General features: G+C 48.5%; 21 protein-coding genes and 1 pseudogene. 1 reads left to right on the forward strand and 21 read right to left on the reverse strand.

Annotation, left to right across the window (positions count from 1 at the left end; all coding sequences use genetic code 11):
- Positions 1-82 precede the first annotated feature (82 nt).
- From AYR61_RS00630 to AYR61_RS00730, 21 genes and pseudogenes are all read right to left on the reverse strand, one after another.
- On the reverse strand, positions 83-1,060 hold the full coding sequence (locus tag AYR61_RS00630; RefSeq protein WP_065900908.1) for a ribose-phosphate diphosphokinase: 978 nt from the start codon (positions 1,058-1,060) through the stop codon (positions 83-85).
- Between the two features lie 72 nt (positions 1,061-1,132).
- Positions 1,133-2,515 carry a bifunctional UDP-N-acetylglucosamine diphosphorylase/glucosamine-1-phosphate N-acetyltransferase GlmU gene (glmU, locus tag AYR61_RS00635; RefSeq protein ID WP_065900910.1) on the reverse strand — a complete coding sequence of 461 codons (1,383 nt, stop codon included), beginning with the start codon at positions 2,513-2,515 and terminating at the stop codon, positions 1,133-1,135.
- 18 nt (positions 2,516-2,533) lie between these two features.
- Entirely contained in the window at positions 2,534-3,379 is an 846-nt protein-coding gene (gene purR, locus AYR61_RS00640) for a pur operon repressor (protein WP_054711624.1), read from the reverse strand.
- A 672-nt stretch (positions 3,380-4,051) separates the two neighbouring features.
- The gene (locus AYR61_RS00645) at positions 4,052-4,843 is read right to left on the reverse strand and encodes a metal ABC transporter permease (RefSeq protein ID WP_065900913.1); all 792 of its coding nucleotides are present in this window, start codon (positions 4,841-4,843) and stop codon (positions 4,052-4,054) included.
- A complete protein-coding gene (locus AYR61_RS00650) occupies positions 4,836-5,531 on the reverse strand; it encodes a metal ABC transporter ATP-binding protein (protein ID WP_065900915.1) in 696 nt (231 codons plus the stop codon). The genes AYR61_RS00645 and AYR61_RS00650 overlap by 8 nt, the downstream gene beginning before the upstream one ends.
- 140 nt (positions 5,532-5,671) lie before the next feature.
- On the reverse strand, positions 5,672-6,604 hold the full coding sequence (locus AYR61_RS00655; protein ID WP_065900918.1) for an alpha/beta hydrolase: 933 nt from the start codon (positions 6,602-6,604) through the stop codon (positions 5,672-5,674).
- 11 nt (positions 6,605-6,615) lie between these two features.
- Positions 6,616-7,467, reverse strand: a complete 852-nt coding sequence (ispE, locus tag AYR61_RS00660) for a 4-(cytidine 5'-diphospho)-2-C-methyl-D-erythritol kinase (protein WP_056987490.1) — start codon at positions 7,465-7,467, stop codon at positions 6,616-6,618.
- Positions 7,468-8,110: 643 nt separating this feature from the next.
- The gene (locus AYR61_RS00665; protein ID WP_054711634.1) at positions 8,111-8,359 is read right to left on the reverse strand and encodes a Veg family protein; all 249 of its coding nucleotides are present in this window, start codon (positions 8,357-8,359) and stop codon (positions 8,111-8,113) included.
- A 93-nt stretch (positions 8,360-8,452) separates the two neighbouring features.
- Positions 8,453-9,337, reverse strand: coding sequence for a 16S rRNA (adenine(1518)-N(6)/adenine(1519)-N(6))-dimethyltransferase RsmA (rsmA, locus tag AYR61_RS00670; protein WP_056987489.1), 885 nt, complete (start codon positions 9,335-9,337; stop codon positions 8,453-8,455).
- Position 9,338: 1 nt separating this feature from the next.
- Positions 9,339-9,898: pseudogene (gene rnmV / locus AYR61_RS00675) on the reverse strand (ribonuclease M5).
- On the reverse strand, positions 9,898-10,674 hold the full coding sequence (locus AYR61_RS00680) for a TatD family hydrolase (RefSeq protein ID WP_054711638.1): 777 nt from the start codon (positions 10,672-10,674) through the stop codon (positions 9,898-9,900). The pseudogene rnmV and the gene AYR61_RS00680 overlap by 1 nt, the downstream one beginning before the upstream one ends.
- Before the next feature lie 99 nt (positions 10,675-10,773).
- Entirely contained in the window at positions 10,774-12,834 is a 2,061-nt protein-coding gene (gene metG, locus AYR61_RS00685; protein WP_065900924.1) for a methionine--tRNA ligase, read from the reverse strand.
- A 488-nt stretch (positions 12,835-13,322) separates the two neighbouring features.
- Positions 13,323-14,168, reverse strand: a complete 846-nt coding sequence (locus AYR61_RS00690; RefSeq protein ID WP_065900926.1) for a DUF72 domain-containing protein — start codon at positions 14,166-14,168, stop codon at positions 13,323-13,325.
- A gap of 9 nt (positions 14,169-14,177) precedes the next feature.
- Entirely contained in the window at positions 14,178-14,507 is a 330-nt protein-coding gene (locus tag AYR61_RS00695; RefSeq protein ID WP_054711643.1) for a hypothetical protein, read from the reverse strand.
- 121 nt (positions 14,508-14,628) lie between these two features.
- Positions 14,629-15,327 (reverse strand): NAD-dependent protein deacylase, encoded by a 699-nt coding sequence (locus AYR61_RS00700; RefSeq protein WP_065900930.1) that lies wholly within the window; start codon positions 15,325-15,327, stop codon positions 14,629-14,631.
- Between the two features lie 11 nt (positions 15,328-15,338).
- Positions 15,339-16,295, reverse strand: a complete 957-nt coding sequence (locus AYR61_RS00705; protein ID WP_191982266.1) for an IpaB/EvcA family protein — start codon at positions 16,293-16,295, stop codon at positions 15,339-15,341.
- Positions 16,282-17,607, reverse strand: a complete 1,326-nt coding sequence (locus AYR61_RS00710) for a hydroxymethylglutaryl-CoA reductase, degradative (protein WP_404814639.1) — start codon at positions 17,605-17,607, stop codon at positions 16,282-16,284. Before AYR61_RS00710 ends, AYR61_RS00705 begins: the two co-directional genes overlap by 14 nt.
- Before the next feature lie 299 nt (positions 17,608-17,906).
- The gene (locus AYR61_RS00715) at positions 17,907-18,824 is read right to left on the reverse strand and encodes a Ppx/GppA family phosphatase (protein ID WP_065900936.1); all 918 of its coding nucleotides are present in this window, start codon (positions 18,822-18,824) and stop codon (positions 17,907-17,909) included.
- A gap of 21 nt (positions 18,825-18,845) precedes the next feature.
- On the reverse strand, positions 18,846-19,862 hold the full coding sequence (gene trpS / locus AYR61_RS00720; protein ID WP_065900940.1) for a tryptophan--tRNA ligase: 1,017 nt from the start codon (positions 19,860-19,862) through the stop codon (positions 18,846-18,848).
- A gap of 289 nt (positions 19,863-20,151) precedes the next feature.
- Positions 20,152-22,458, reverse strand: coding sequence for an RNA polymerase recycling motor HelD (gene helD / locus AYR61_RS00725; protein WP_065900947.1), 2,307 nt, complete (start codon positions 22,456-22,458; stop codon positions 20,152-20,154).
- Between the two features lie 224 nt (positions 22,459-22,682).
- A complete protein-coding gene (locus tag AYR61_RS00730; protein WP_056987485.1) occupies positions 22,683-23,867 on the reverse strand; it encodes a cation:proton antiporter in 1,185 nt (394 codons plus the stop codon).
- Between the two features lie 153 nt (positions 23,868-24,020).
- On the opposite strand from AYR61_RS00730, the gene AYR61_RS00735 reads away from it, so the two are divergent.
- Positions 24,021-24,575, forward strand: a complete 555-nt coding sequence (locus AYR61_RS00735; protein WP_056987484.1) for an NUDIX hydrolase — start codon at positions 24,021-24,023, stop codon at positions 24,573-24,575.
- Positions 24,576-24,686 lie beyond the last annotated feature (111 nt).

Genomic DNA, 24,686 nt, shown 5'->3' on the forward strand with positions numbered 1-24,686 from the left:
GCACAAAATCCAAGACCGGGATTTTATGCCGAAAGTAACTTATGCTCCGCACCCTAAACGCCCTTCCTACACACTCTACACGCTATTCCGCCCCATGAAACCGATTATGGAACAATGGGCTTACTGGCTTATTCTCATAGATTCGCTTGATGGCATCGCCAATCAGGGGACCCACTGAGATCTGCTTTAACTTGTCGATCTGTTTTTCTTCTGGTAACTGGATCGAATCCGTCACCACCAACTGCTTAATTGGTGAGTTGGCGATTCGTTCGATAGCTGGTCCCGATAATACTGGGTGGGTACAGCTTGCATAGACTTCCTTGGCACCGGCATCGATCAATGCCTGGGCACCCAAGGTAATGGTGCCGGCCGTATCGATCATGTCATCGATCATAATGCACCGCTTACCCTTCACATCACCAATGATGTTCATGATTTCAGCCACATTAGCCCGCGGACGCCGCTTATCGATAATCGCAATTGGCGCCTTTAAGAATTCTGCCAAGGCTCTTGCCCGTGTCACACCACCGTGGTCAGGGGAAACCACAACAGCGTCTTCGTCTAACCCGTGGTTGATGAAGTAGTCCGCCAGTAAAGGCGCACCCATCAAATGGTCCACAGGGACGTCGAAAAATCCTTGAATCTGAGCCGCATGCAAATCTAATGCAACGACTCGCGTGATACCAGCTGTTTCCAACATGTTAGCGACCAATTTTGCAGTAATTGGTTCGCGAGAACGTGCCTTACGGTCTTGACGCGCATAGCCGTAATATGGAATCACCACGTTAATGGTTTCCGCACTGGCCCGACGTAAGGCATCGACCATGATCAGCAGTTCCATCAAATTATCATTCACGGGTGCTGACGTTGATTGAATGACGTACACATGACAACCACGAATACTTTCCTCAATGTTAATCCGAATTTCACCATCGCTAAACCGGTCAACTGATGTTTTTCCTAAGTCCACGCCAACCTCATCGGCAATGCGTTGGGCGAGCGGCTTATTGGAATTTAACGCAAAGATTTTCAACTTTGGGTCATTATATTTTTCTGACATGGGATCCTCCAAATGGCTTATTTCTAACTTTATTCTATGCTATTTACAATCGTCATGGCAAGTTTTTATTCCTTATTCGTTTTCTGGATCATAAGGTAACTTTTTAAAATACCCAGTTTTGTTGGTCTGACGGGCACGGGCGATGGCCATGTCATACTGACCGACTTCGTCTGTAATGGTGGAACCAGCTGCGATGAATGAATGGTCAGCAACGGTCAACGGTGCGACTAGATTTGAGTTACTGCCAATAAAGGCGTCGTCGCCAACAGTTGTGTCATGTTTATGAGCACCGTCGTAGTTCACGAAAACAACCCCGCAGCCAACGTTGATCCGTTTGCCGAGGTGGGCGTTCCCGACGTACGTCAAATGACCGACCTTGGTGCCCTCTTCAATGGTGGCTTTCTTAACTTCCACAAAGTTACCAAGGTGCACTTTTTGCCCAATTTTAGACTCTGGTCGTAAATGACTCATGGGGCCAATGTTGCTGCCCTCGTCCATTTCAGAATCCTCAATGTAGGAAGACGTGACGGTGACATTGTTATGAATGGTTGAATCGTGAATTTCTGAATGGGCGCCAATGAGACAGTCGTCGCCGATCACCGTCTTGCCCTTCAGCAACACGCCGGGTTCAACGATGGTGTCAGAACCGATCTTAACGTCGACGTCAATGTAGGTGTCTTCAGGATTGATCAGGGTCACGCCATTGCGCATGTGGGTTTCGTTGATCCGGCGCTGCATGACCTTGGTTGCCTTTGACAAGGCCACCCGGTCGTTGACCCCCATTGATTCTTCAAAGGAGTTCATCCGGTAAGCGGCCACAATGTCACCCTGGTTCTTCAAAATTTCGATTACATCGGTCAGGTAATATTCTCCCTGGGCGTTATCATTTTTGATTTCATGCAGCGCAGCAAACAGGGCCTTGTTATCAAACACATAGACACCTGTGTTAATTTCATCGATTTCTTGTTCTTTTTCACTGGCGTCCTTTTGTTCGACAATCTTTTCAACAATGCCGACATCATTCCGTACGATCCGACCATAACCGGTTGGGTCTGGTGCCTTGGAGGTTAGAACGGTAGCCATGGCCTTCTTAGCTTCGTGATATTTAAAGAGGTTCTCAAAAGTTTGGGCTTGAAAAAGCGGGGTATCGCCACTCACAACGAGTGTGGTGCCATCCTGGTCCTTCAGCAACGGTTCCGTCTGTAAAACGGCATGGCCGGTACCGAGCTGTTCTTTTTGTAACACGTACTCAGTGCGGTCATGCAACGTTTCTTCGACTTTTTCGGCACCATAACCGACAACGGTCACAATTCGGTTCATGTTGGTTTTTTCAACCTGGGTCAACACGTGATCCACCATGGACCGGCCACAAACTTTGTGGAGGACCTTGTACAGTTTGGACTTCATCCGGGTACCCTTACCAGCAGCTAAAATAATCGTATTTCTCGTGCTCATTTTACCAATCAAGTCTCCTTATTTTTTTAATTCACTCATGCGATCTGGTGTGTAGATCTGATCCGCAAAGTTCCCAGGGGTGACTTCAACATGGTCAGTCGTCGCATCAATTTTCAATAATGAGGTGTAGTCCGGTACTTTTGAGGTGCCTTCAAAGGCGCCCTCAGCGAAGACAGCAACGCCAACAACCGTGGAATTAAATTCCTTAACAAGGGATTGCATCCCGCCGATAGTGCCGCCGCCCTTCATAAAGTCGTCCACTATCAACACCCGTGACCCCGGCTTTAGACTTCGCGTTGATAAGGCCATCTTTTCGATTCGTTGGCTCGACCCGGAAACGTAGTTCACGCTCACGGTCGACCCCTCAGTAATTTGAGAATCGTGGCGCACAATGACAAATGGCACGTTCAAGGATTCAGCAACGCCCTGAGCAATTGGAATCCCCTTTGTGGCAACGGTCATCACAGCGTCCACCGTTTCGTGGAGGTACTGGGTAGCAACGATGCGACCGACCTGTCTTAAAACGTTAGGCCGGCCCAGCAGATCAGACATGTAGACGTACCCGCCTGGCAGGAACCGTGATTCCTCCGACAAGGCAGTAATCATATCATCGACGAACTGGCTAGCTTCATTCTTGGTGATGTACGGAATAAACCGTGCCCCACCCGCTGCACCAGGAACGGTTTCTAACAGACCCGTGCCCCGCGTGCGGAATGTCCGTTTTAAAATGGTTAAATCTTCACTGATTGAAGACTTAGCTGACTCATAGCGTTCCGAAAAAAAGGTCAACGAAACTAATTGATGTGGCCGCTCCAATAGGTACCGGGTCATATCAATTAGCCGGTCGCTTCTTCTAACTTTCACTTTGTTTCCTCCCATAATGCAATACGTTGGATTTAAACTCTTACCCATTTTAGCATAAACGTTCGTGTTTTACGCTACTAATCCGCTAATCTCATGATTTTATCACTGGATTATTTTCAAAATCCGGCTTTTGGTGCCATCTCTGTGTCACTACTACCCTTTACATTGGGAGAGTAGTCCGTTACATTCCGCAATTTGGCACGGGGCTGTAGTGGCTCGCGATGAAGCTAATTCGATTTCTGCTGCGCAGCTCTCGAATGGATCTCCATCGTCTCGCACATCAGTAACCGACCACAATACGGTCGCTAACTGATGTCGACACCACAGCCCCGTGCCAAATTACTGCATTCCACTTACCTTGAGCTTCTTGTCATCTTCAGCTAAGCATCAAGATGCAGTCAACACCAGTTTGCGGAGAAATCCGCCCTCGACTGCATCTCGCTCCCTAAGAGTGATGCTTCTCACGTTTGATCTTAAGCGGCATGATTTTTAATCGCCAATAGCGTTTCATCGCCTTGCTAAGACTGAGTTGAAAAATTATTCCCAAAATCTTCCTCGGAAATGCAACGTCATAAAACTGAGTTGTATGCCGGTCTAGTATTCGCGCTTTTTTAATCAAAAAAGGGACCAAGCGCAATCAAGCGTTCAGTCCCTATCTAATTGTTCAATTCATTAGCTTCGAACCCGATTATACATCAGGGCACTAAAGTAGCAGATAACTTCGATCACGCTGATAAAGAAACTGACTGGCCAGTTGGTCACGTAGCTTAGGTACAGGCCCAGCCAAACGCCTAACAGTGCGAAGCACACAGCCAGGCCTGCCATGGCCCCGACCGAGTGCACGAAGTACTTTGCAGTTGCAGCTGGCAGCGTCAGTAAGATAAAAATCAGCAGTGAACCGACGATTTGAGTCGCAACGCTAACGGAAAAGGCCAGCAGCACCAAGAAAATCACAGACAGGGTTCTTGTCCAAAGGCCTTCCACCCTGGCACCAATTGGGTCAAATGAGTCAAATTTCAAAAAACGATAGATAACGAGTAAGCAGATCAGCACACCAGCAGAAAGCAGTGACATCTGAATCACATTTTGCCGGCTGATGCCAATGACACTCCCAAATAGAATGCCTGTCGCGTAACTGGCATTGCTATTGGCAAGCGATAAGAACAGGATGCCCAGACCAATCGCCAACGCCGAGATTGCCGTAATCGAATTTTCTCGCCGGGACGACTTCGCCCCTAACTCACCAACGCCAATCGAGCTAATGGTCGTAAACAGCAACATGCCGTTCAGTGCCTGCCAGCCCATGAAGATACCAAAGGCCGCACCGGCAAACCCAATTTCCGATAGTATATGGGTCAGAAAGGACATGTTTCGTGCGATGACAAACACGCCCATGATGCCTGAAATAATGGCAATCAGCGTCCCAGCCATGTATGCGTTTTGCATAAACGGGTAACTAAACATTGTTCATTCTCCCCACTTTTTCATCCGTCAAATCAGCAATTAGTCCTGACTCATAATGGTCAGGCTTCAAGAATAAATAGCTATCCGCATATTGGCGTGCCAGCGGAATATCATGGGTGATAAAGATCACCGTCAAATTCTGGTCCTGGTTGATCTGCTTAACAAGTGTCAGCAGCTCGTTTTTAGCGATTGGATCCAAACTCGCAGTCGATTCATCGAGGATCAAAAGGTTCGGTTCATCCAGGAGTGCTTGTGCCAGGTAGGCCTTTTGTTTTTCGCCACCAGAGGCCTCCCCGAGCGGGCGCTTGCACACCCCCGCTAATCCCGTTTCATCAAGAATTTGGCGAACCCGCCGTTTTTCCTCACGAGAGCGCCATGGCAGTTTAAACCCGGCTTGATTCAAACTCACAAAGTCTTCAATGGACAGCGGATACTCCATATCAATATTACGAAACTGCGGGACATACCCCACATTGACAGCCTGGCGACTCGGTAAAAAGTCGACCGATCCGCTTGATGGTTTCAGTTCTTGTAGGACCATTCGCATCAGGGTGGTCTTCCCCACCCCGTTTTCACCGACAATACTCAAGAAGATGCCGGCTGTCAGGTCATAGTTCAAGTGTGAGAACACTGGCTTATCAGGAAATGAAAACGATAAGTCGTTGAGTTTCAGAATGGTATCAGCCATTTGCCGATAGCCCCCTTTAATCAAAAATAGCACCGAAATGCTATTTAATTGTTTAATCGTAATGATTACTATTTTATTTTAAAGCAATCCTGTCAATTGTCAATTGTTTTTCGCAAGGATTACTGAATGTAACGCTTTCTTTAGGCTTTAACATGTTCCTCTAAGAAATCGCTCACCGTCTGCCAATACCGTTCTGAGTCATTGCTGTAAGCTTGCACGTGATTTGCTGTTGGGTCGACATACCGTTGCTTTGGTCCTTGTAAGGCGCGATATAACACGTCCACATCCTTGACCGGCACGACTTCATCTTGTTCACCGTGAATCAACAGCACTGGGATATCGGACTTCTGCAGCTGCTCACCAATGTTTTCTTCAACCCAGCGGGTCCCAGTCTTAAGCTGCGAAATACGATCCGCAATTTGAACCAGCGGGAACGTCGGCAAGTGATACTGTGTGCGAACAATGTGCTTTGCCATTTTATAGACCGACTGAAATCCAGAGTCTGCCACAACGGCCTTGACGTTATCCGGCAATCCTTCGCCGGTAGCCGCCATAACGGTCGCAGCACCCATACTGATACCCATCAAAACGATCTCAACGTCGTCGCCAAGGGTTGTGATGACCTGGTTGACCCAGGCTTGATAATCAAGACGGTCAGCCCAGCCGAAACCAATTGTGTGACCGCCCGACTCACCCTGCGCCCGAGCGTCCGGCATCAAGACGTGGTAATCATGCTCGTGGAACCAGCGCGCGTAAGGAATCATTTGCTCACGAGCGTGGTTGATTCCGTGCGCCAGAATAACCACTTTCCGGTGATCCGACTTTGCGGGAATAAAACTGGCCCGCAACAGAAGCCCATCGGCCGAGTTCAGTCGCCACTCAACCAGTGGTTGTTTCACGTACCATACGTTATCGTCTGGCGTGTTTTCTGAAATGGCTAATTCTTTACACTTTTCCTTTTGCCGGTTCGTCACGTGCGTGGCTTGTTCGTACGCTAACCAACTGGCACCAATCATGCTGACTGCACTACCGGCAACCGCTGCTGCCGTTATTTTTACCCATTTTGCTGTCATCTTGCACTTCCTTATAGTGAGCGGACCAGATATGCTTCGGAACAAAAGCCCCGAATACTATTAAATACGCGGTTTGCTCGTGATTGTTTGTTAAAAATTGAAAACACTGTCGGCCCAGTCCCACTCATGAGCGCACACGGCGCCCCATAGGCCTTCATACGGGATTTAATTTGTCTGATCTCCGGGTAACGCCCAGCCGAAATCGGTTCAAGAGCGTTGCCCACAGTCGCCACCAGTTGGTCATAACTACCTGCGTCAATTGCCTCGAGCACCCCCGAAATATTTGGATGTTCGAGGGACTCGTACTCGATCTGTCGCAGGATACTGGGGGTCGAAACGCTGACGTTTGGCTTTGCCAACACCAACCACATTGGGTCGAGGGTTGGCTCTAACACTCGGATTTCTTCACCAACACCGGTAACGTGTGCCGTTCTACTGTACACACAGTATGGCACATCTGAATCGACTTTTAAGCCAATCGTCGCCAGTTCTTTCAAGGACAAGTCCAGATGCCACAGCTGGTTCAGTGCCCGCAGCACCGCAGCTGCATCGGATGAACCGCCCCCAAGCCCCGCCGCAACGGGGATGTTCTTCTTGATTCTGATTGCCGCGCCACGCTTAACGTGACACGTCCGTTGCAACAACGTCGCTGCCTGATAAGCCAGGTTACGCTGGTCACTTGGTAGAAACCCAGAGTCAGACGTGACTTTCACGTTCTGACTGCCGGTATCGCGAACCTCCACGTAGTCCGCCAGGTCGATCGACGTCATCACCATATTCCATTCTGGCATGCCATCATCGTGACGGTACGTGGTGTCCAGCCCAAGGTTGACCTTAGCCGCTGCTTTCTCCACTATTTTCATGAGTGCTCTCACCTAAATTCTCGAAAAGGTCGCCCCTTATTGTCATGTCTCATTCCGGGACACCTTCAAAGTAATTACTGATATTATACTCGAAACAGGTATCAAATGACAAAACTTGCGGTAACTTCAGCGATAATTTAGGAATGGACGGCGTTAATTATGTAAGTAGATGTCTATTTTTGTCTTTTCCAAGTGATAGTCCGTTGCATTCCGCAATTTGGCACTCCGCGTAGTGGCTCGCGATGAAGCTAATTCAGCTGTCGCTGTGCGCCATCTGAATGGATCTCCATCGTCTCGCACATCAGTAACCGACCACAGTACGGTCGCTAACTGATGTCGACACCACGACTCCGTGCCAAATTGCTCCATTCCACTAACATTGAGCTTAATTTTTACCATTGGTTAAACATCACAATGGCGTTAAACCAAGTTCATAGAGAATCCGCCCTTGACTGCGGGTAAGATCACTGACAGCAATGCTTCTCAAAATGTGCTAGTCACTGCTAACGATTGATTAACAGTTTCATGACACCACAGCCTGCAGGGCAGAACGGCGCAACGAAGCGACCTGCCAGCTCAATCCAAAAATAAGGCAAAATAAAAAGGTGATCCACCATCTGGTAGAATCACCTTTTTATTTGCCTTATTCGTTGGCAGCCTCGTCGAAATCGACTTGGATGTTCTTAGTCAGAATATCCGTGTAGCTGTACGAAACACGTTCGAAGGAGTTTTCGTCCTGATCCAGATCAACGACAAAGACTGCTGGATAGGTTTCCTTCAAAATGCCATGACGTTCCGTTGTCTTCTTACGGCCCGCCTGGGAAATAACCATAAGTTCCTCCCCGATACGATGATCGAGTCGGTCCTTAATGTCTGCTAAACTTGTTGGCATGATCTCACCCCTCGTGAAACATTTTACGCCCGTTTCACAAAAAAGTCAATATTATACCACAATCATTTATTTTCAACAAGTTTTTTTGCTGACTTATAGTAACCCCTCGTCGTGTAAGGTGTTAGTCAATAAAATGAAGGTCTCGATGGTTAATTTTTCCGATCGAATTTGAGGTGACACGTGCACTTTTTCTAACACATCCGTGAGTTGGGCTTTAACGTCGGCGTCCTTCCCGAAAATGGCCAACAAATTGTTCCAAAAACTCTTTCGACGGTGCATGAAGCACCCCTTCACGAACTTAAAGAACACGGATTCGTCAAACGGCGCCGGATCAAAGGCCGCTCTGTCCGTCATCGTAATGATGGCGGAATCAACGTTAGGTTGTGGAATAAACGCTGTTCGCGGCACCGTAAAGGCGACTTCGGGTGTCGACCGATACTGCACCGCAATCGACAGCGAGCCGTATGCCTTAGTCCCTGGCACGGCAACTAACCGGTCAGCGACCTCCTTTTGCATCATGACGGTGATGTTATCAAAATGCATGCTAGACTGCAGCACAGACAGCAAAATCGGTGTCGTAATGTAATATGGCAGGTTGGCCACTAATTTTAACGGCCGATCGGCATCAAAATTATCCTTGATCAGTTGCGGCAGGTTCGCCTTTAAAATATCTTCATTCACGATCGTCACGTTATCGTAGAGCGCTAACGTATCATCTAAGACTGGAATCAGTTGGTCATCAATTTCAAACGCCATGACTTGGTGGGCACTCTGGGCTAAAAATTCTGTTAACGCGCCAATGCCTGGACCAATTTCAATCACGTTGTCTTTCTCAGTGAGGTCAGCAGCCTGAACAATGTGCTCAAGAATGTTGATATCCGTCAAAAAGTTTTGACCCAGACTCTTTTTAATGGGCAGTCGGTAACGGTTAATGATGGCCTGTGTCCGTGCCGGACTGGCAATAAGTGGTGTTTTCATACTAGTTTTCCCCCTGATCAAGTTGCGCAACGGCTTGCCAAAATACCGTGTCGGAAATTTGGAACATCTGAAGTCGTTTTAGGAGTTGTTTCCCGTTTACATAGCCAATTCGCAGTGCCTCACCAAGCGCTTCACGCCGGGCCTTAGACTCGGGAACGCCAATCAATCTGGCTTTAACGAGGTCCGCCCGCGTAATGGTTTGCGGTGCGGCGTCCGTTTCAGTATAAACATTCGCCAGCGCCTCCCGAATTGCTTCCGGTGACGCATGTTCAACGCCCAGCGAACCACCCGCCTTCTCTGGAACACCTTCACTTCTGGGCAAAAACGCGTGTTTCGCGTTCGGGACGACCTCCGACACGATCTTACGAATTTTTTCACCTGAAAAATCAGGGTCAGTAAAAATGATGATGCCGCGCTGTTGTGAAATGGTCTCGATCAGGTCCAAAATATCTTCCGGAACTGCTGATCCGCGCGTTTCTATCGTGTCCGCGTTCACCGCGCGGGCAATGGCTTTGGATCGTCCTTGCCTTCAACGACAATGACTTCCTCTATTTTTTTCACTAGCTCTCCTTAATCCCAAAAAAGCGGTGGGCATTCGTCCATGTTGCGGCCGCAATCGCCTCGGGCGTCGTCTCTCGTTCCTTAGCAATGGCTTCCACCGTGTAGCGTGTAAACCCGGGCTGGTTTTGTTCGCCACGGTGCGGTTCGGGCGTCAAATACGGGGCATCCGTTTCAACCATCATCCGGTCAAGCGGGGTCGCGCGAACAGCGTCATGCACCTCATGGGCGTTTTTAAAACTTGCGACACCACTGTACGAAATGGTCATGCCGAGGTCCAAAAATTTTTTGAGCCATTCTGGGTCACCGTTAAAGCTATGCATTTCACCACCAATATCCTGAATGCCGACGGACTTAATAATCCGGTAGGTATCTTCAAATGCGTCCCGGTTATGCACCACAATTGGCTTGCCATACGCTTTAGCAATTTCAATTTGGCGCTTAAAGACCCGTTGCTGCACATCCTTAGGGCTGCTGTCCCAGTGGTAGTCGAGGCCGATTTCACCTAATGCCACGACCCGATCATCAGTTAATTGTTTTTCCAACACCTTTTCCGCGTCCTGATCATAGAACTTGGAATCTTCAGGATGCCACCCCACAGCCGCATACATCTGTGGATACTGATGGGCAAGTTCGATTGCCTGCTGATTCATCTCAGTGTTGGACCCATCATTCACTAGTTTAACAACGTCCAAATCGGCGGCCTGCTTCAGGAATTTTGGCACGTCGTTAATGAATTCAGGACTATTCAGATGAGTGTGAGAATCAAAGATTTTCATAAACGCCTACTCCAATCTAGTATGAAGAAAAAAGGGCCGTCCGCGGTCATCAAGTGGCCTTGCACGTCCCTCCCTTCAGTAGTTATTTCATTTAATTGCTTATTCGACAGTTGACCCGTTTTGAATACTGTCAGGAACGGTCACTAGTTGAACGTGACCCTGCGCATCCTCAGAAGAAAGCAGCATTCCTTGACTCACTTGACCACGCATTTTGCGGGGTTTCAAGTTGGCCACGATGATGACTTTCTTGCCGAGAAGATCCTTAGGTTCTGGGTAAAATTCAGCAATACCGGACAAGATCTGACGGTCATCACTGTCACCAGCATCCAAACGGAATTGCAAGAGCTTATCAGCACCGGCCACCCGTTGGACATCGATGATCTCAGCCACTTTCAGTTCGATCTTTTCAAACGCGTCAAATCGAACTTCCTTCTTAGCCAAGTTCAACTCAGTTTCTTCGGGATTCCAAACACCACTACCTGTGACGTTGGCCTGCTTCTTAGCCTCTTCCATGGCGGCCCGACCCTTCTTCTTGTCGGACTTGGTCATTTGGTTGGCGATAAATTCAATTTCTTCATCCGCATCCCGCCGTGGGAAGATTGGCGTGCCCTTAGCAACGACCTTATTGCCAGCTGGCAAATCAGCTAACTTCAGATCGTTCAGGTTTGTTTCAGCATCGTATTCGATGCCCAACTGTGCCAATATTTCCTTTGGAGCGTGTGTCATCACCGGACTCAACAGGTAGGCAATCATCCGCAAACTTGCTGCTAAGTGGGCCATGACAGCTGCTAACTTCGCCTTATCGCCGGCTTCCTCACTCTTGGCGAGAACCCATGGTGCCGTTTCGTCAATGTACTTATTGGTCCGTGCAATCAGCTTCCAAACTTCAGCAAGGGCATCTGCAAAGTGGAGTTTGCCCATCAGATCGTGGTAGTTGGCCAGCGTGGTCTCTGAAACAGCTTCCAGATCAGCATCAAAATCGGTCACACCAGCTTCAAACACTGGTAAGACACCATCTTCATACTTGTTGATCATGGCAACAGTCCGGTTCAATAAATTCCCCAGATCGTTGGCCAGATCGTAGTTCAACCGGTCCACAAAGTCCTCAGGCGTGAACGTCCCATCGTTACCGTATGGCATTGCGCGCATCAGGTAGTAACGGACAGAATCCAAGCCGTAGCGGTCAGCTAACGTTTCAGGGTAAATGACATTCCCCTTTGACTTAGACATTTTGCCGTCCTTCATCAAGAGCCAGCCGTGACCAAAGACCTGTTTTGGCAGTTCAAGACCCAGCGCATGCAGGATAATTGGCCAGTAGATCGTGTGGAACCGCACGATTTCCTTACCCACCATCTGCACGTCAGCAGGCCAGTACTTCTTAAACAGACTATCGTCGTCCGTCCCGTAGCCCAAAGCCGTAATATAGTTGGTCAACGCATCGATCCACACGTAAACCACGTGCTTCGGATCAGATTTGACCGGCACACCCCAGGTAAATGTTGTCCGGGAAACGGCCAAATCTTCCAAACCAGGCTTGATGAAGTTGTTGATCATTTCGTTCATCCGCGCTTCTGGTTGGATAAAGTCAGGATGTGCCTTGTAGTAGGCCAACAACCAGTCAGCGTACTTACTCATCTTGAAGAAGTACGACTGTTCCTTCACGAGCTCAACTTCGTGGCCGCTAGGGGCCTTCCCGCCGATCACCTTACCATTATCGTCACGGTAAACTTCGGCCAGTTGCGTCTCCGTAAAGTACTCTTCGTCGTCAACTGAATACCAGCCTTCGTATTCACCAAGGTAAATGTCGCCCTGGTCTTGAAGTTGTTGGAAGATTTTTTGAACAGCGGCTTCATGATAATCGTCCGTTGTTCGGATAAACTTCGTGTTGGAAATTTCCAGCGTCTTCCAAAGTTCCTTGATGCCAGCGGCCATCTCATCAACGTAGCTCTTAGGATCAGTGCCTAATTGCTCCGCCTTCTCTTCAATTTTTAAACCATGCTCGTCAGTCCCAGTTAGGAAGAAAACATCGTACCCCGTTGAACGCTTGTAACGCGCTAAGGTGTCACACGCAATGGTGGTGTACGAGTTTCCAATGTGCAACTTGCCAGACGGATAGTAAATCGGCGTGGTTATGTAATACGTAGGTTTAGTTTCTGCCATGTTTTAATTTGGCCCCTTTCAGTAAATGGTTCCATTTTTATTTAATGTTTAAGGAACAAAGTCTCCAATAGTATAGCATAATTTCCCGGTTATCACCCGAGACTCTGGGAAAAAGAGCGTGATTGTGGGCGATTTTTTATTATGTGCTGCTCATTGTCCCTACAAGGACTTATTGGTTAATGTCTCTGCTCGCTTACTTGCTCCGATTGACCTGGATTGGGCCACACTAAGTTACACCATTATGGGAAGGAGAGCGTCCACCACAACTCATACTGGGCCTTCTTAATGTTAGGTGACTAAGTTCGTTGCATTCCGTAATTCGGCAGGCCGTCGTAGTGGCTCGCGACTGAGCTAACTCGATTTCTGCTGCGCAGCTCTCGAGTGGATCTCCTGCAAAGACATTTCACTAGCTCCCCAGAGCGACCCCACTTCAGCCTGAAGGGCCGAGCGGCGCAACGGAGCGGCATTAAAACGCTATTTTGAATCACTCAAAACAAGCTCAACTGCTGTAGTCCCAAGCCATCCCAAGAAATGCCCATCATCCGTTGAAGTTCCAATGCATTGGGTGCTGCATCGCGGTTCGAATTATTGTTGAAGATAATGCAGACCTCTTTGACCTTTGGCGTAAGCTGGTTGATGACGGCCGCAAACTGCTTGAGTTCGGCTTCCGAATACCGGTACAGTGTTCGCTTACCGCGCCAGTCTTTCCCCTGATCAAACCAGCCCTTCTCGTTACGGCCATGAAGCCGCAACAGCGCAAGTTCGGGGGTCGTGGCGTCGGCAACTAACGGCACCCCGTCGTTTAACCGGTGGGGTTCATCCACAATAACGTGGGTCATGTGAAGCCGCGTCAGGTAGTCCATGAGATCTGGGATCAACGTTTCCTCGTACCAGCTTGGATTTCGGAACTCCACCGCAATCGGCAGATTCCCCATCATGTCACGAATCTCAAACAGCCACTGTAAATTTTCCGCTGACCGTCTGAAAAATGGCGGGAATTGAAACAGGATGGTCTTGAGCTGGCGCTTACGAACAAGCGGCTTGATCATCTCTTTGTAATCAACGAAAGCTTGTTTGCGCGCATCCTCATCGACCTCATCAGAACCATAATCATGTTTTGTCATGACCTTATTGGCCTTTAAAATAAACTGGAAGTTGGCCGGCACCATCTGCTGCCACTTCGTCACCGTTGTGGCCCGCGGTATGCCATAAAACGGCGTATCCACTTCCACAGTCGGCAACACAGCCGCATATTCAGTTAGGGTGACGTCCCGTTGCTCATCATTAATGAGCGCAGGATGTTCCTTCCATGTCGTTAACCCAATCGTTATCATTACGTTACCTCACTTGTATCGTTTAAACTGGGCGACAATGGCAGCAGCCTCATCAGAAAGCTTGTCACCAAGCGCCTCGATCAATTCAGCACCAGTTCTGCGGTCATTGTAACGCACGCCTGTAAAACACAGGTCGATCAGCCCCAGTAAGATCACAACAGCAATTGCGTGCCCCTGCGTCAAATATGCGCCAAGGAAGGCCACCATCCCTGATTTTGCTAACAGCGTGACAATCAAACCGTACAACATCAGTGTATCCGCAGTTACCTGACCGATCGACATCAGTCGCATGTGCCGCAACAGGCGTTTCAATTCAGTAAGAATGGTCTCTTCAGACATCTTGAACACCTCCATCACGCGATTTGCGTCATAACCCAAAGCTGACCCAGCACAAGCGTACCGGGTCAACGTTCTGTTATGTCTGCTGTGTATTCCCGGTCACTGGATCATTATCCAAAAATCAAACACGCAGTTGCTGATAAAAATCAGCGGCGTCCATCTGCACCATTTCATAGGGAAACGCAAATGACAGTCTCTCGTTGTTCACGACGATAACCGGTGCCTTAGGATTGCGATAATCAAGCAAGCCGGCAAACGGATAGACCCGCATGGACGTCCCCGTAATGACCACCAAATCTGCTTGTTGCGAGGCATCAACGGCGTTTTGAATATTGGCTTCATTCAACTCTTCTTCGTATAAAACGATATCGGGTCGCAGTGTACCGCCGCAGTCAGCATGAATCGGGCTCTTGAGGTAGTCGTGCCAGTCAACAGACTGTCCACATTTTTGGCAGTACACGTTGTACAGATTCCCGTGAAATTCAACAAGGTGTTCCGTATCGGCTACTCGGTACAAATTATCAATATTTTGTGTCACCACCGTTGCGCGATCCTGTTGCGTCAGTGTAGCTTGCTTAGTATGAATCACGTTAGGCTTGGCGTCCGGTTTGTACAGATTTTCGGTGACATACTTGTAAAAGACATCAGGTTCCTTGGTCAAACAAGTGTGGCTAAGATAGTACTCCGCATTCTTGTGCGCGGTGTAGAGGCCGTTGGTTGACCGGTAATCTGGGATGCCAGAAGGTGTTGACACCCCAGCTCCCGTGAGGAAAACGATATGGTGGGCATGATCAAACTGTGCTTGAACATCAACATCCATTGTGCGACCTCCTAGCGAATAATGTAAGGCATTTCCATCTTTTTAAACAGGTCAGCGACTGTCATGTCGTAGATATCCTTGTAGTAATCTGGCGTGTCATCATCCGGTTTAGGTGCCGAAATCACAAAGGAATTCTGTCTATCTGCTCGGTTAATGCCAACATACGCGCGACGCTTAGTCTTAATATCGACCATGTCAGAGTGGAACAGTTCAAATAACTGCCGTACTTCCAACCGCAACTGGCGCTCAGACAACACACTCGTCAACGTTGTAAATTCCTGATTATTTAGTGCTGGGAAGCCCCATTTTTGAAGCTGATCATCAAAGGCCTTGAAGAGCTTGACCACGTTACGACGAAGTGTAAATGGTGAATCCACTGGTTTTTCCGTAATCACGTCGTACAATTTCTGCGCTGCTGGTAACGTGACGGGATAGTCCTTGGCAAATTGCGCCTTGACCTGTTCATTATCGCCAAAGAAGACCAGGGCGTCCAAGACCGTCATTAACCGTAATGTCATTTGATCATCCACGGGATCCGGTTCCGGTTTGATCGTTGCCTGAACCCCTTTTAGATATTCAGCCTCAACGGTGTCGTCGATCAAGTCGTGTTTGCGTTGTTCTGAAACAACAACCTGGTGTGCCACGATATCGTAAAGTTCCGTCGCCAGCATCATCATTTGTTCATCCAGCGTATCGTTGCCCATTGAGACCGCAAAGTAGACCTGTGGGAATCCCCGCAATGTCATCAACAGGTGCAGCAGCTCGTGAGACGCCGTGTAGTTTGGTGCTGTGAGATCACTGACTTGCACCATGATATGGTCTTTGTCCTGAACCGTTTGCGCCTGGTCGTGACGCACGTAACCGGCCTGCAATTGGCCAATAAATTGAAGTTCAACCTTGCCTGGGAAAATGGCGTTGGTCGCATCTAACAGGGATTGCACCTGGTCATTAATTTCAATGTTTTGCATCGTTGTCATCCTTTATTTGAGTTCTAAGTTCTTTTAATTTTGTCTCGGCAGCTGCCGCTGTTGGGTCGCTCAGGGTCTTGAGATAAGCCACCATCGGTTTTAGCTCATTGACCGTTGCACCGGCGCTCAAGGCTAGGGACCGCAGTTGCATTTTCATATGGCCTTTTTGAATGCCATCTGTCACGAGCGCTTTGAGTGCAGCAAAATTTTGCGCCAACCCGACTGAAACGATAATCATCATTAAGTCTTCCGGGGTCTTAACGGTGGCAATTTGCTGGTTGATTTTCACCACAGGCAACACCTTAGTAGCCCCGCCAACTGTGCCAACGGGTAACGGTAACGTTAATTGCCCCAACAGCTGATCATTCTGCACGGTCCAGGTACTGAGGCCGCGATATTGGCCATCAACCACCGCAAACGCGTGGGCGGCTGCTTCAATAGCACGCCAGTCATTGCCCATGGCAATCACCACCGCATCAACACCGTTCATGATGCCCTTATTGTGTGTCACCGCGCGGTAGGGATCCAACTGGGCAACACGACTCGCCGAAGCGATGCGCACCGCCACATCAGCACCGGACTGCGTTGCATTTTTAAGTGCCGTCACCGGAATACTGCAGGTGGCTGTCGCCAAACTCTGATCGGCCGTATTGGATAAGATGCTAAATAACGTGGTGTGATGCAACTTGGTTTGAATGACCTCAGCCATCGCTTCCAGCATTGTGTTTAGCATGTTCGCCCCCATCGCGGCCTTTACATCTGCGTAAAGGTCAATGGACACATAGCCTTCGCCAAGGTCACGCGTCCGGATCGAGCGTGGACCGCCACCCCGGGACACGATGGTTGGGTGGGCTTTTCGCGCCACCTCAAGCAGTTCATCCGTGTGCAGCGCCACCCAGTCATCAATGGAAGCAAACACCTTCACATCACTGAGGACGATCTGCCCCATGAGTAACCGCGACTTCACTTCAGCCTGAATCCCGCCAGCGTCCGCAATGGTTTTAGCGCCATTGCTGGCAGCGGCAATGACAGACGGTTCTTCTGTCACCATTGGCACCACGTAATCGTGATCGTTAATTTGAAAGTTAACCGCCACCCCTTCAGGCAGTTGAAAAGCTGTTAGGTAGTTTTCAATCAATGCCTTCGCGTCACCCTGCGCTGCACGTGAAACTAACTGCGCGCTTTGGGCGTCGCTTAAGCCGGAATGGTCAGCAATGATCTGAAGCCGTTCCTGTGCGTCACGTTTATAGAAATGTGAAAATGAGCTTGCCATGATCTTTAATCCTTCTTGTGAGTTTGAGGCATTTGGAATGATCCTCAAGAGTTGTTGTCGAAAATTAATTTAGTTGTTGTAAATCCGCTTCGTTGCGGTGACTTTCTTGGTTACTGCGCCGAAATGCGTTACACAGGGCAAGGGTGGCCATGTAAGGGACTCTGGCAAAGTGCCAAGTTCAGGCACTTCTGTCAATGCTGGCTTTCTCGGCTACCGTGTCGAAACGCGTTCCACAAGGCACGGGGCTAACGTGTAAGGGACGATGGGCAAAAAGTCAGGACCGGACTTTTCGCCCATCGTCCCTTACACACCGCCCCTAAACCGCCTTGTTCCACGCTCTAGCCCTCCAAATACGCATGAATAATCCCCTCATGCACACCGCTCTCCGAAAAGATAACGCGGTCGGAGTCCAGCATTTGTAGCAATAACACTAGTGGCATGATACCGCCCACGATAATATCTGCGCGGTCTGGTTCCAGGCCTGAAATTTGTCTTCGTTGGGCCAGGTTTTTGCGCAACAGGTTGGTATAGAGCTGGAAAACCTCGTTTGTACTGAGCTGATACCCGTGAATCGCTTCCACGTGCAGGATCTGCTGCTGGCGTCGACTCATCCGTGCGAGGGAGCGGTTCGCCCCGCCCAGGAGAATGAACGGTTTGGTTCTCGCTTCCGACAGCCACCAGATATCCTTTAACCGCCGGCGTAAAAACACGTTTGCGTCAAAAAAGTCCGCAGCCTTGATCTGGTTATTTAGGTGAAATTGTTCCGAAAGATTGACTGCACCAAAAGGAATGCTGATCAAATTGCTTTCCTTACCATCACGAATGTTAACCATTTCCATGCTGGCACCGCCAATATCGATCATCAGCGCATCCTCAACACGTAACCGGTTCATCACGCCCAGGTAATCGTAAAAGGCCTCGTCGTCACCGGACAACACATCAAAAGTGAGTCCGACCTCGCGCTTAACGCGGTCCAAGAATTCTTGTTGGTTACTAGCCTGCCGAACCGCCGCCGTTGTGATTGCTTTAACGGTCAGGTTCGGGAGTTTCTCATAGCGCGTCTTAAAAGATTTAAGCGCCTCGATTGTGCGACTAACAGCGGTCTCCTGCAGCCGTTTTTCCGGCCCCATACCCTCTGATAATCGTGAGTCTTCCTTATAGCGCACCAATTCATGAAACGTTTTGTCCGGGTGAACCTCATTAATCGTCATCCGAACCGAATTTGATCCTAAATCGACAATCACTAAGTTATCCATACGCGGACTTCCCTTCCGATACTAGTCGAAGTAGTTAACACCGATGGCATTGCGGACTTCCGTTAACGTCTGGTTGGCCACAACGTTAGCTTGAGCACTGCCGTCTTTCAAAATTTGGTAAACGCCGGCAGGGTCTTGTTCAAACTGTTCGCGACGTTCGCGAATTGGCTTCAACGTTGCCTGCAGCACGTCATTGAGGTATCGCTTAATTTTAACATCCCCAAGACCGCCATGTTGATATTGTGCCTTCAAATCAGCAATTTTATCGGTATCATCGCCAAAAATATCCAGGTAAGTGAACACAGTGTTGCCTTCGATGTGACCAGGATCTTCCACGTGAATGTGGGTCGGGTCAGTGTACATCGACATGACCTTCTTTTGAATTGTATCGACATCGTCTGACAGATAGATGGCGTTGTCCAATGACTTACTCATCTTAGCGTTGCCATCCAAGCCAGGAATACGACCCTGTCCCTCTTCTGGGAAGTAGCCCTCAGGTTCGACCAAAATATCGCCATAAATGTTATTGAAACTCCGCACGATCTCACGGGTTTGTTCCAACATTGGCTCCTGGTCCTCGCCAACGGGAACCGTGGTGGCCTTGAAGGCAGTGATATCAGCAGCTTGACTGACAGGATACGTAAAGAAGCCAGCGGGCACACTTTGACCAAACTTCTTTTGTTTGATTTCAGTCTTCACGGTTGGGTTCCGTTCCAAACGCGACACAGTCACCAGGTTCAAATAAAATTCAGTCAGTTCCGTTAACGCTGGAATTTGCGACTGCACTAAAATGTTGGATTTGGCTGGATCGATACCGACAGCTAAGTAATCCAATGCCACCTGTAAGAGGCTGTGGCGAATTTTTTCTGGATCACGCGCATTGTCAGTCAACGCTTGCATATCGGCAATCATGATGAACGTTTCAAATTCCCCAGAGTTTTGCAGCTTGACCCGGTTCTTTAACGACCCTACGTAATGCCCAATGTGCAACTTTCCTGTTGGTCGGTCACCCGTTAAAATAATTTTCTTGTCACTCATTTTTATCATCCTTTCAAAAAACGCCCTATTGCTTCTGCAATAGGACGTTAACCGCGGTACCACCTAAATTGTGACAATCAGTCACCACTCATTGCCGATAAGGAGGCACCCCAAATTCCGTTTTAAACTGGCTCCAATTAACCCGTTGTCATTGCTTTCAGACAAGGCAATGTCTCTGTTAGTAACGGCTTTGATGCACCAGTGAATTTTAGGTTTATTAATAGGTCTTATTTTACTGGTTTCCCGAGACGATGTCAAAACCGCTCTGGAAACCATGGCATGTCACACACTAAGTTAATTCGTGCTCGATGGCCATCACATTTTTGGGCATTCTCTCCGTCGCGATCAGTGGCGAAACAGGCCCAATACTGATCAGTACAAGCTGGTGCATTGCCCGTGTGATAATGGTATACAGCGTCCCCGTCATGCGTTCATCCGCAAAGTTGGTTGCTGAAACGTCCCAGGCCACAACGGCATCAAATTCAAGCCCCTTACCAAGGTAGATTGGCAACACCAGGATGCCTTTAGGCAGTGACCGGTCGGCATCCGTCATCAGACTCACATCCACGTGGTTGTGGTGAAGCTTTTGATAAACGTCGTGCGCCTGAGCCAAGTTTTTTGTCAAAATGGCAACCACCCCATTGTCGACCTGAAGACCTTTTAGCTGATGCTCCAGCGCTTCAATACCGCTATCAAAATCATACCGCATGATGACGCGTGGCAGATCACCGGGCCGGTTAAAGGCCTCGATCTCATCACCATCAGGCAGTAATGCCTTCGCGAAGGTCGTAATCGGCAGTGTCGACCGGTACGAGCGATTGAGTTTTAATAATCGTGGCCGGTGAACATTGAACGCTACCCGTAATTTTTTCAGCAGCGTCTCTGGCGATTCAACATCACGAAACAGGGCTTGTTCACTATCGCCTAAGAAGGTCATGTTGGCCTTTGGGAACGCGTGGCGCAAATACTGCAACTGGGCAATCGTATAGTCCTGCATTTCATCCACAAACAGATGCTTCATGGCGTGATTCTGACCGCCACCGGTTAAAATATCACGTAAATAAAGCAACGGTGCCGTATCCACTAACGGACATTTGTGGAATTCAATGGCTTGCAAAAAGGTGTCACGGCTGCTCTGAAACGCTGTTGCGTCCACGTTATCCGGTAGGTCAATTTGATCCATAAAGTCCGCGTACTGGCTGTACGTATCAAGAAAATAGTTGTTGTAAATGGCATCGTAGACAACACGTAATCGCTTAGTCACGATTTTCCGGGCAATATAGGCCACTTCAGCATCCAGTTCTTGGAACTCGTGTAGCCGTTTTGACCCGAGTAAATCGTGGTACTGTTCGTCAGACATCTGGTCGATTTCTTCATTGACCCATTTCGACTTAGCTTCCTCACCGATCCGGTACTTCAGCCGCTTGATCAGTGCGTTTTTGGTCCGCAAGAACCGGTCAGCAGGCTGCAGCGATGGTAAGCTGTTATATATGCCCTCGATTTCAGACTTATTAAAGAAGATCTGACCGTCAAAATAAATATGATTAAACTTAAAGTGGTCCGGTGTCAGGTGTTGACAATAGTCGGCAACTTGATGCATGTAGTCTGCGGACTCCTTAAAGTTCCGCGTCTCACGGTCAACATCAGTCACTTTGTCTTCATCCTCATAGCGGTCAAACAAGGTCTCAACATCTAAGCCTTGCAACCGCTGGGTAAGAAACTCAGCAAGCGTGACCTGTCGCATATTGCGTTCACCTAGACTGGGCAACACATCTGAGATGTAGTGGCTAAATAACCGATTAGGTGAGAATAGCACGATCTGGTCAGCTTCAAGTTCCTTTCGACTGTGGTAGAGCAAAAACGCGATCCGTTGCAGAATCGCAGACGTTTTTCCAGAGCCCGCGACGCCTTGAACCACTAACAGATCACTGCGCGTATCGCGAATAATGTCGTTTTGTTCACGCTGGATAGTGGCCACAATGTTCTGCATCGTTTCGTCATTTTGTTCACCAAAAACATGCTGCAACATCTCGTCACCAACCGTTTCGTTGGTATCAAACATGCTTTCGATCTGACCCTTAGCAATCAGAAACTGCCGCTTTTTCTTAAGTGTCGTCAACTGCTGACCACCGGGCGTATCGTAGGCCACATCACCCAGTGTCCCGTTATAGTAAACTGATGAGATTGGTGCGCGCCAATCGTAGACTAAAAAGTCCTGATCTTCATTTGTAAATGATGCTGTGCCAATATATAATCGGTCAGCCCCCGATTCACCAGGATCTTGAATATCGATCCTGCCAAAGTAAGGTGAGCCCCCCAGATCCTTATAGGTGTCCAACTGGCCCTTAATGATCTGTTCGTTTTCAATCAATCGTGATGCTAAGGCACGTTGTTGTTGCAGATCAGCCGAGGTATCAATTCGGTCATCCAATTCAACGTAGTTCACAGAAGTGTTGGCAGAGTGATTTTCCTGGACCAACTTCATTTCTGCGCGAGCCTTCGCATAGTCCGTTGTCACGTCTTTAATTCTGGCAGTAATTTGATGAACCACCGAATCAACGCGTCGCTGTTCTTTTGCCTGTTCCTGCGATGTCAAAAAACCGCCTCTTTCTTTTTTAATGCTTGGACAATTTTAGTGGCATTTTGGTCTGCTGTCAATAAAGACGTGTGAGAATCCGATGAATTTTACGCATACCGGCTGATACCGGGGATTTGTTGGTCCTGTGAACCGCGGCAACCACCCCAAAATGACACACAGCGGCCTATTTCATATCGTCTGAGATATGAAATAGGCCGCTGTTACGCCAGTTATAATCAAAATTATGCCACACGTTGCTGCCGTTTTTTAGGTAACAATCGTAACGCCTGTTTTAACGCAAACGGTGCCACCATCGTGGCCAGAATAATCACAACGACAAACGCCGAGTAACTGGGTCGTGATAGCACCCCCGCTTGGTACCCAATTTGAGCAGTGATCATGCCCATTTCCCCTCGCGAGATCATACCGGCCCCGATCACAAAGCTGCTTTGTCGGTTGAACCCAGTCAGCGCAGCACCGATGCCGCACCCAATGAATTTACTGATACAGGCAAGTACTGTCATCACCACGACTAGGGCAATTGCCTGAGTTAAATAAGTAAATGACATACTTAGCCCGATGCTGACAAAGAAAAACGGAATAAAGACGGCATAACCGATTGGTTCAGTATGTGCTTCGACCACTTCACGATACGGGGTATGGGCCACCGCAATGCCGGCAAAAAAAGCGCCAACTGCGCCGCTTAAGCCAACAACGTCAGCCAGATAAGCCATGCCAAGACAAATCACCATCGACATAATCGTGACACTGGCATTCATCACCAATTTTTCGCTTAGCGCCATCAGGTATGGTGCGATCCAGCGAACGACCAGGTATGTGCCACCGAAGAACGCAAGCTGTTCAAGAAGGATCCAGCCGATGCCAAGTGACTGCGTATGAGCACCGTTTCCCCGCACGCCTAAAAGACTGATCATCAAGGATAACAGAATGACCCCAATAATGTCGTCAGCAACCGCGGAACCGAGAATGGTCGCGCCCTCCGCAGTATCGAGTGCATGATAGTCTCTAAGCACAGCAACTGAAATTGAAACGGATGTCGCACTAAAAACAACCCCAATATAACAAGCAGTAAAGGTGTCATAATGAAATGCGACTGCCGCAGTCGCACCCATCAAAATGACGGGCATAATGACACCGCAAACGGCCACGATAATGGCAGGTTTCAAAAAGCGACGCAGCAACGTCAGATTACTCTCAAGCCCACCGATAAACATCAATAGGATCACACCAATGTTGGCAAATACTTGCACAATGGTCGTATTATGTATAAGCCCTAGCATCGCAGGCCCGATGACGATACCAACCAAAATCTGACCAATGACCGCTGGAACGCCCACTCGATTACAAAAATGGCCGGCAAGCGTCGTGACTATTAGAATCAGGCATAACGCCCCAATAAATTGCATCTGTTGTCCCTTCTTCCTTTGAAGACGCTGAGTTCGTCTTAAACCATTCTCATTATATTTTAATCTCAGTACCACCAAGTTTACCGCCCACCGCTGTTTTTTGTCAACGCGTGGTACAATGCCCTTATACACTAATCGCAAAGAAGGCATTCTATGTTTAAAACATGGCACCAACAGGGACAAATCATTGATCATAACAAAGCCTACCAGGGACCCGTTTTTAGTGTGCACCAACTCCACATTAAAACACCGGACGCGCTGACGGTTGAACGTGATCTTATTCATACTGACCCAACAGTCACTATTCTCGCGCTGACGCCTGACGAGCAGGTCGTACTCACTAGTGAATATCGTGTCGGCATTAATGCGGATTCTGTCTCCTTGCCGGCTGGAATCGTTAACGAAGGCGAAACCGTTGAGCAAGCTGCCACCCGTGAGTTTCAAGAAGAGACAGGCTACGTTGCTGAATCAGTGTCACAGATGACAACGGTAACCTCCTCTGAAGGCTTTATGGATCAAACGGCAGCCTTAATGTTGATCCGATTTGATCCTGCTACCCAAACTGCGCGCCATTTTGATGCTGATGAATTTGTGACAGCAGAGCTCGTCCCATTTGATCAATTGTTAACGTGGTTACATGAAGGTAAGATCAATACTGCCCAAGGCCTAGCAGCCGCAGCTTATTATCAGCTGTATATTAGAAAATGACGACCCGTTTTTGGTCACAATAATGGCGCAATTCAAAACAATCGAGTAGGAGGTAATTGATTAATTCAATTACCGACCTCTCACACCACCGTACGTACGGTTCCGTATACG

The organism is Secundilactobacillus paracollinoides (genome assembly GCF_001702155.1).
GTDB lineage: Bacteria > Bacillota > Bacilli > Lactobacillales > Lactobacillaceae > Secundilactobacillus > Secundilactobacillus paracollinoides.

Bases quoted from the DNA above. Each gene is read 5' to 3' on its own strand.
- AYR61_RS00630 (WP_065900908.1), bottom strand. From the start codon at position 1,060: ATGTCAGAAAAATATAATGACCCAAAGTTGAAAATCTTTGCGTTAAAT.
- glmU (WP_065900910.1), bottom strand. From the start codon at position 2,515: ATGAGCACGAGAAATACGATTATTTTAGCTGCTGGTAAGGGTACCCGG.
- AYR61_RS00645 (WP_065900913.1), bottom strand. From the start codon at position 4,843: ATGTTTAGTTACCCGTTTATGCAAAACGCATACATGGCTGGGACGCTG.
- AYR61_RS00650 (WP_065900915.1), bottom strand. From the start codon at position 5,531: ATGGCTGATACCATTCTGAAACTCAACGACTTATCGTTTTCATTTCCT.
- AYR61_RS00655 (WP_065900918.1), bottom strand. From the start codon at position 6,604: ATGACAGCAAAATGGGTAAAAATAACGGCAGCAGCGGTTGCCGGTAGT.
- ispE (WP_056987490.1), bottom strand. From the start codon at position 7,467: ATGAAAATAGTGGAGAAAGCAGCGGCTAAGGTCAACCTTGGGCTGGAC.
- AYR61_RS00665 (WP_054711634.1), bottom strand. From the start codon at position 8,359: ATGCCAACAAGTTTAGCAGACATTAAGGACCGACTCGATCATCGTATC.
- rsmA (WP_056987489.1), bottom strand. From the start codon at position 9,337: ATGAAAACACCACTTATTGCCAGTCCGGCACGGACACAGGCCATCATT.
- AYR61_RS00680 (WP_054711638.1), bottom strand. From the start codon at position 10,674: ATGAAAATCTTTGATTCTCACACTCATCTGAATAGTCCTGAATTCATT.
- metG (WP_065900924.1), bottom strand. From the start codon at position 12,834: ATGGCAGAAACTAAACCTACGTATTACATAACCACGCCGATTTACTAT.
- AYR61_RS00690 (WP_065900926.1), bottom strand. From the start codon at position 14,168: ATGATAACGATTGGGTTAACGACATGGAAGGAACATCCTGCGCTCATT.
- AYR61_RS00695 (WP_054711643.1), bottom strand. From the start codon at position 14,507: ATGTCTGAAGAGACCATTCTTACTGAATTGAAACGCCTGTTGCGGCAC.
- AYR61_RS00700 (WP_065900930.1), bottom strand. From the start codon at position 15,327: ATGGATGTTGATGTTCAAGCACAGTTTGATCATGCCCACCATATCGTT.
- AYR61_RS00705 (WP_191982266.1), bottom strand. From the start codon at position 16,295: ATGCAAAACATTGAAATTAATGACCAGGTGCAATCCCTGTTAGATGCG.
- AYR61_RS00715 (WP_065900936.1), bottom strand. From the start codon at position 18,824: ATGGATAACTTAGTGATTGTCGATTTAGGATCAAATTCGGTTCGGATG.
- trpS (WP_065900940.1), bottom strand. From the start codon at position 19,862: ATGAGTGACAAGAAAATTATTTTAACGGGTGACCGACCAACAGGAAAG.
- AYR61_RS00730 (WP_056987485.1), bottom strand. From the start codon at position 23,867: ATGCAATTTATTGGGGCGTTATGCCTGATTCTAATAGTCACGACGCTT.
- AYR61_RS00735 (WP_056987484.1), top strand. From the start codon at position 24,021: ATGTTTAAAACATGGCACCAACAGGGACAAATCATTGATCATAACAAA.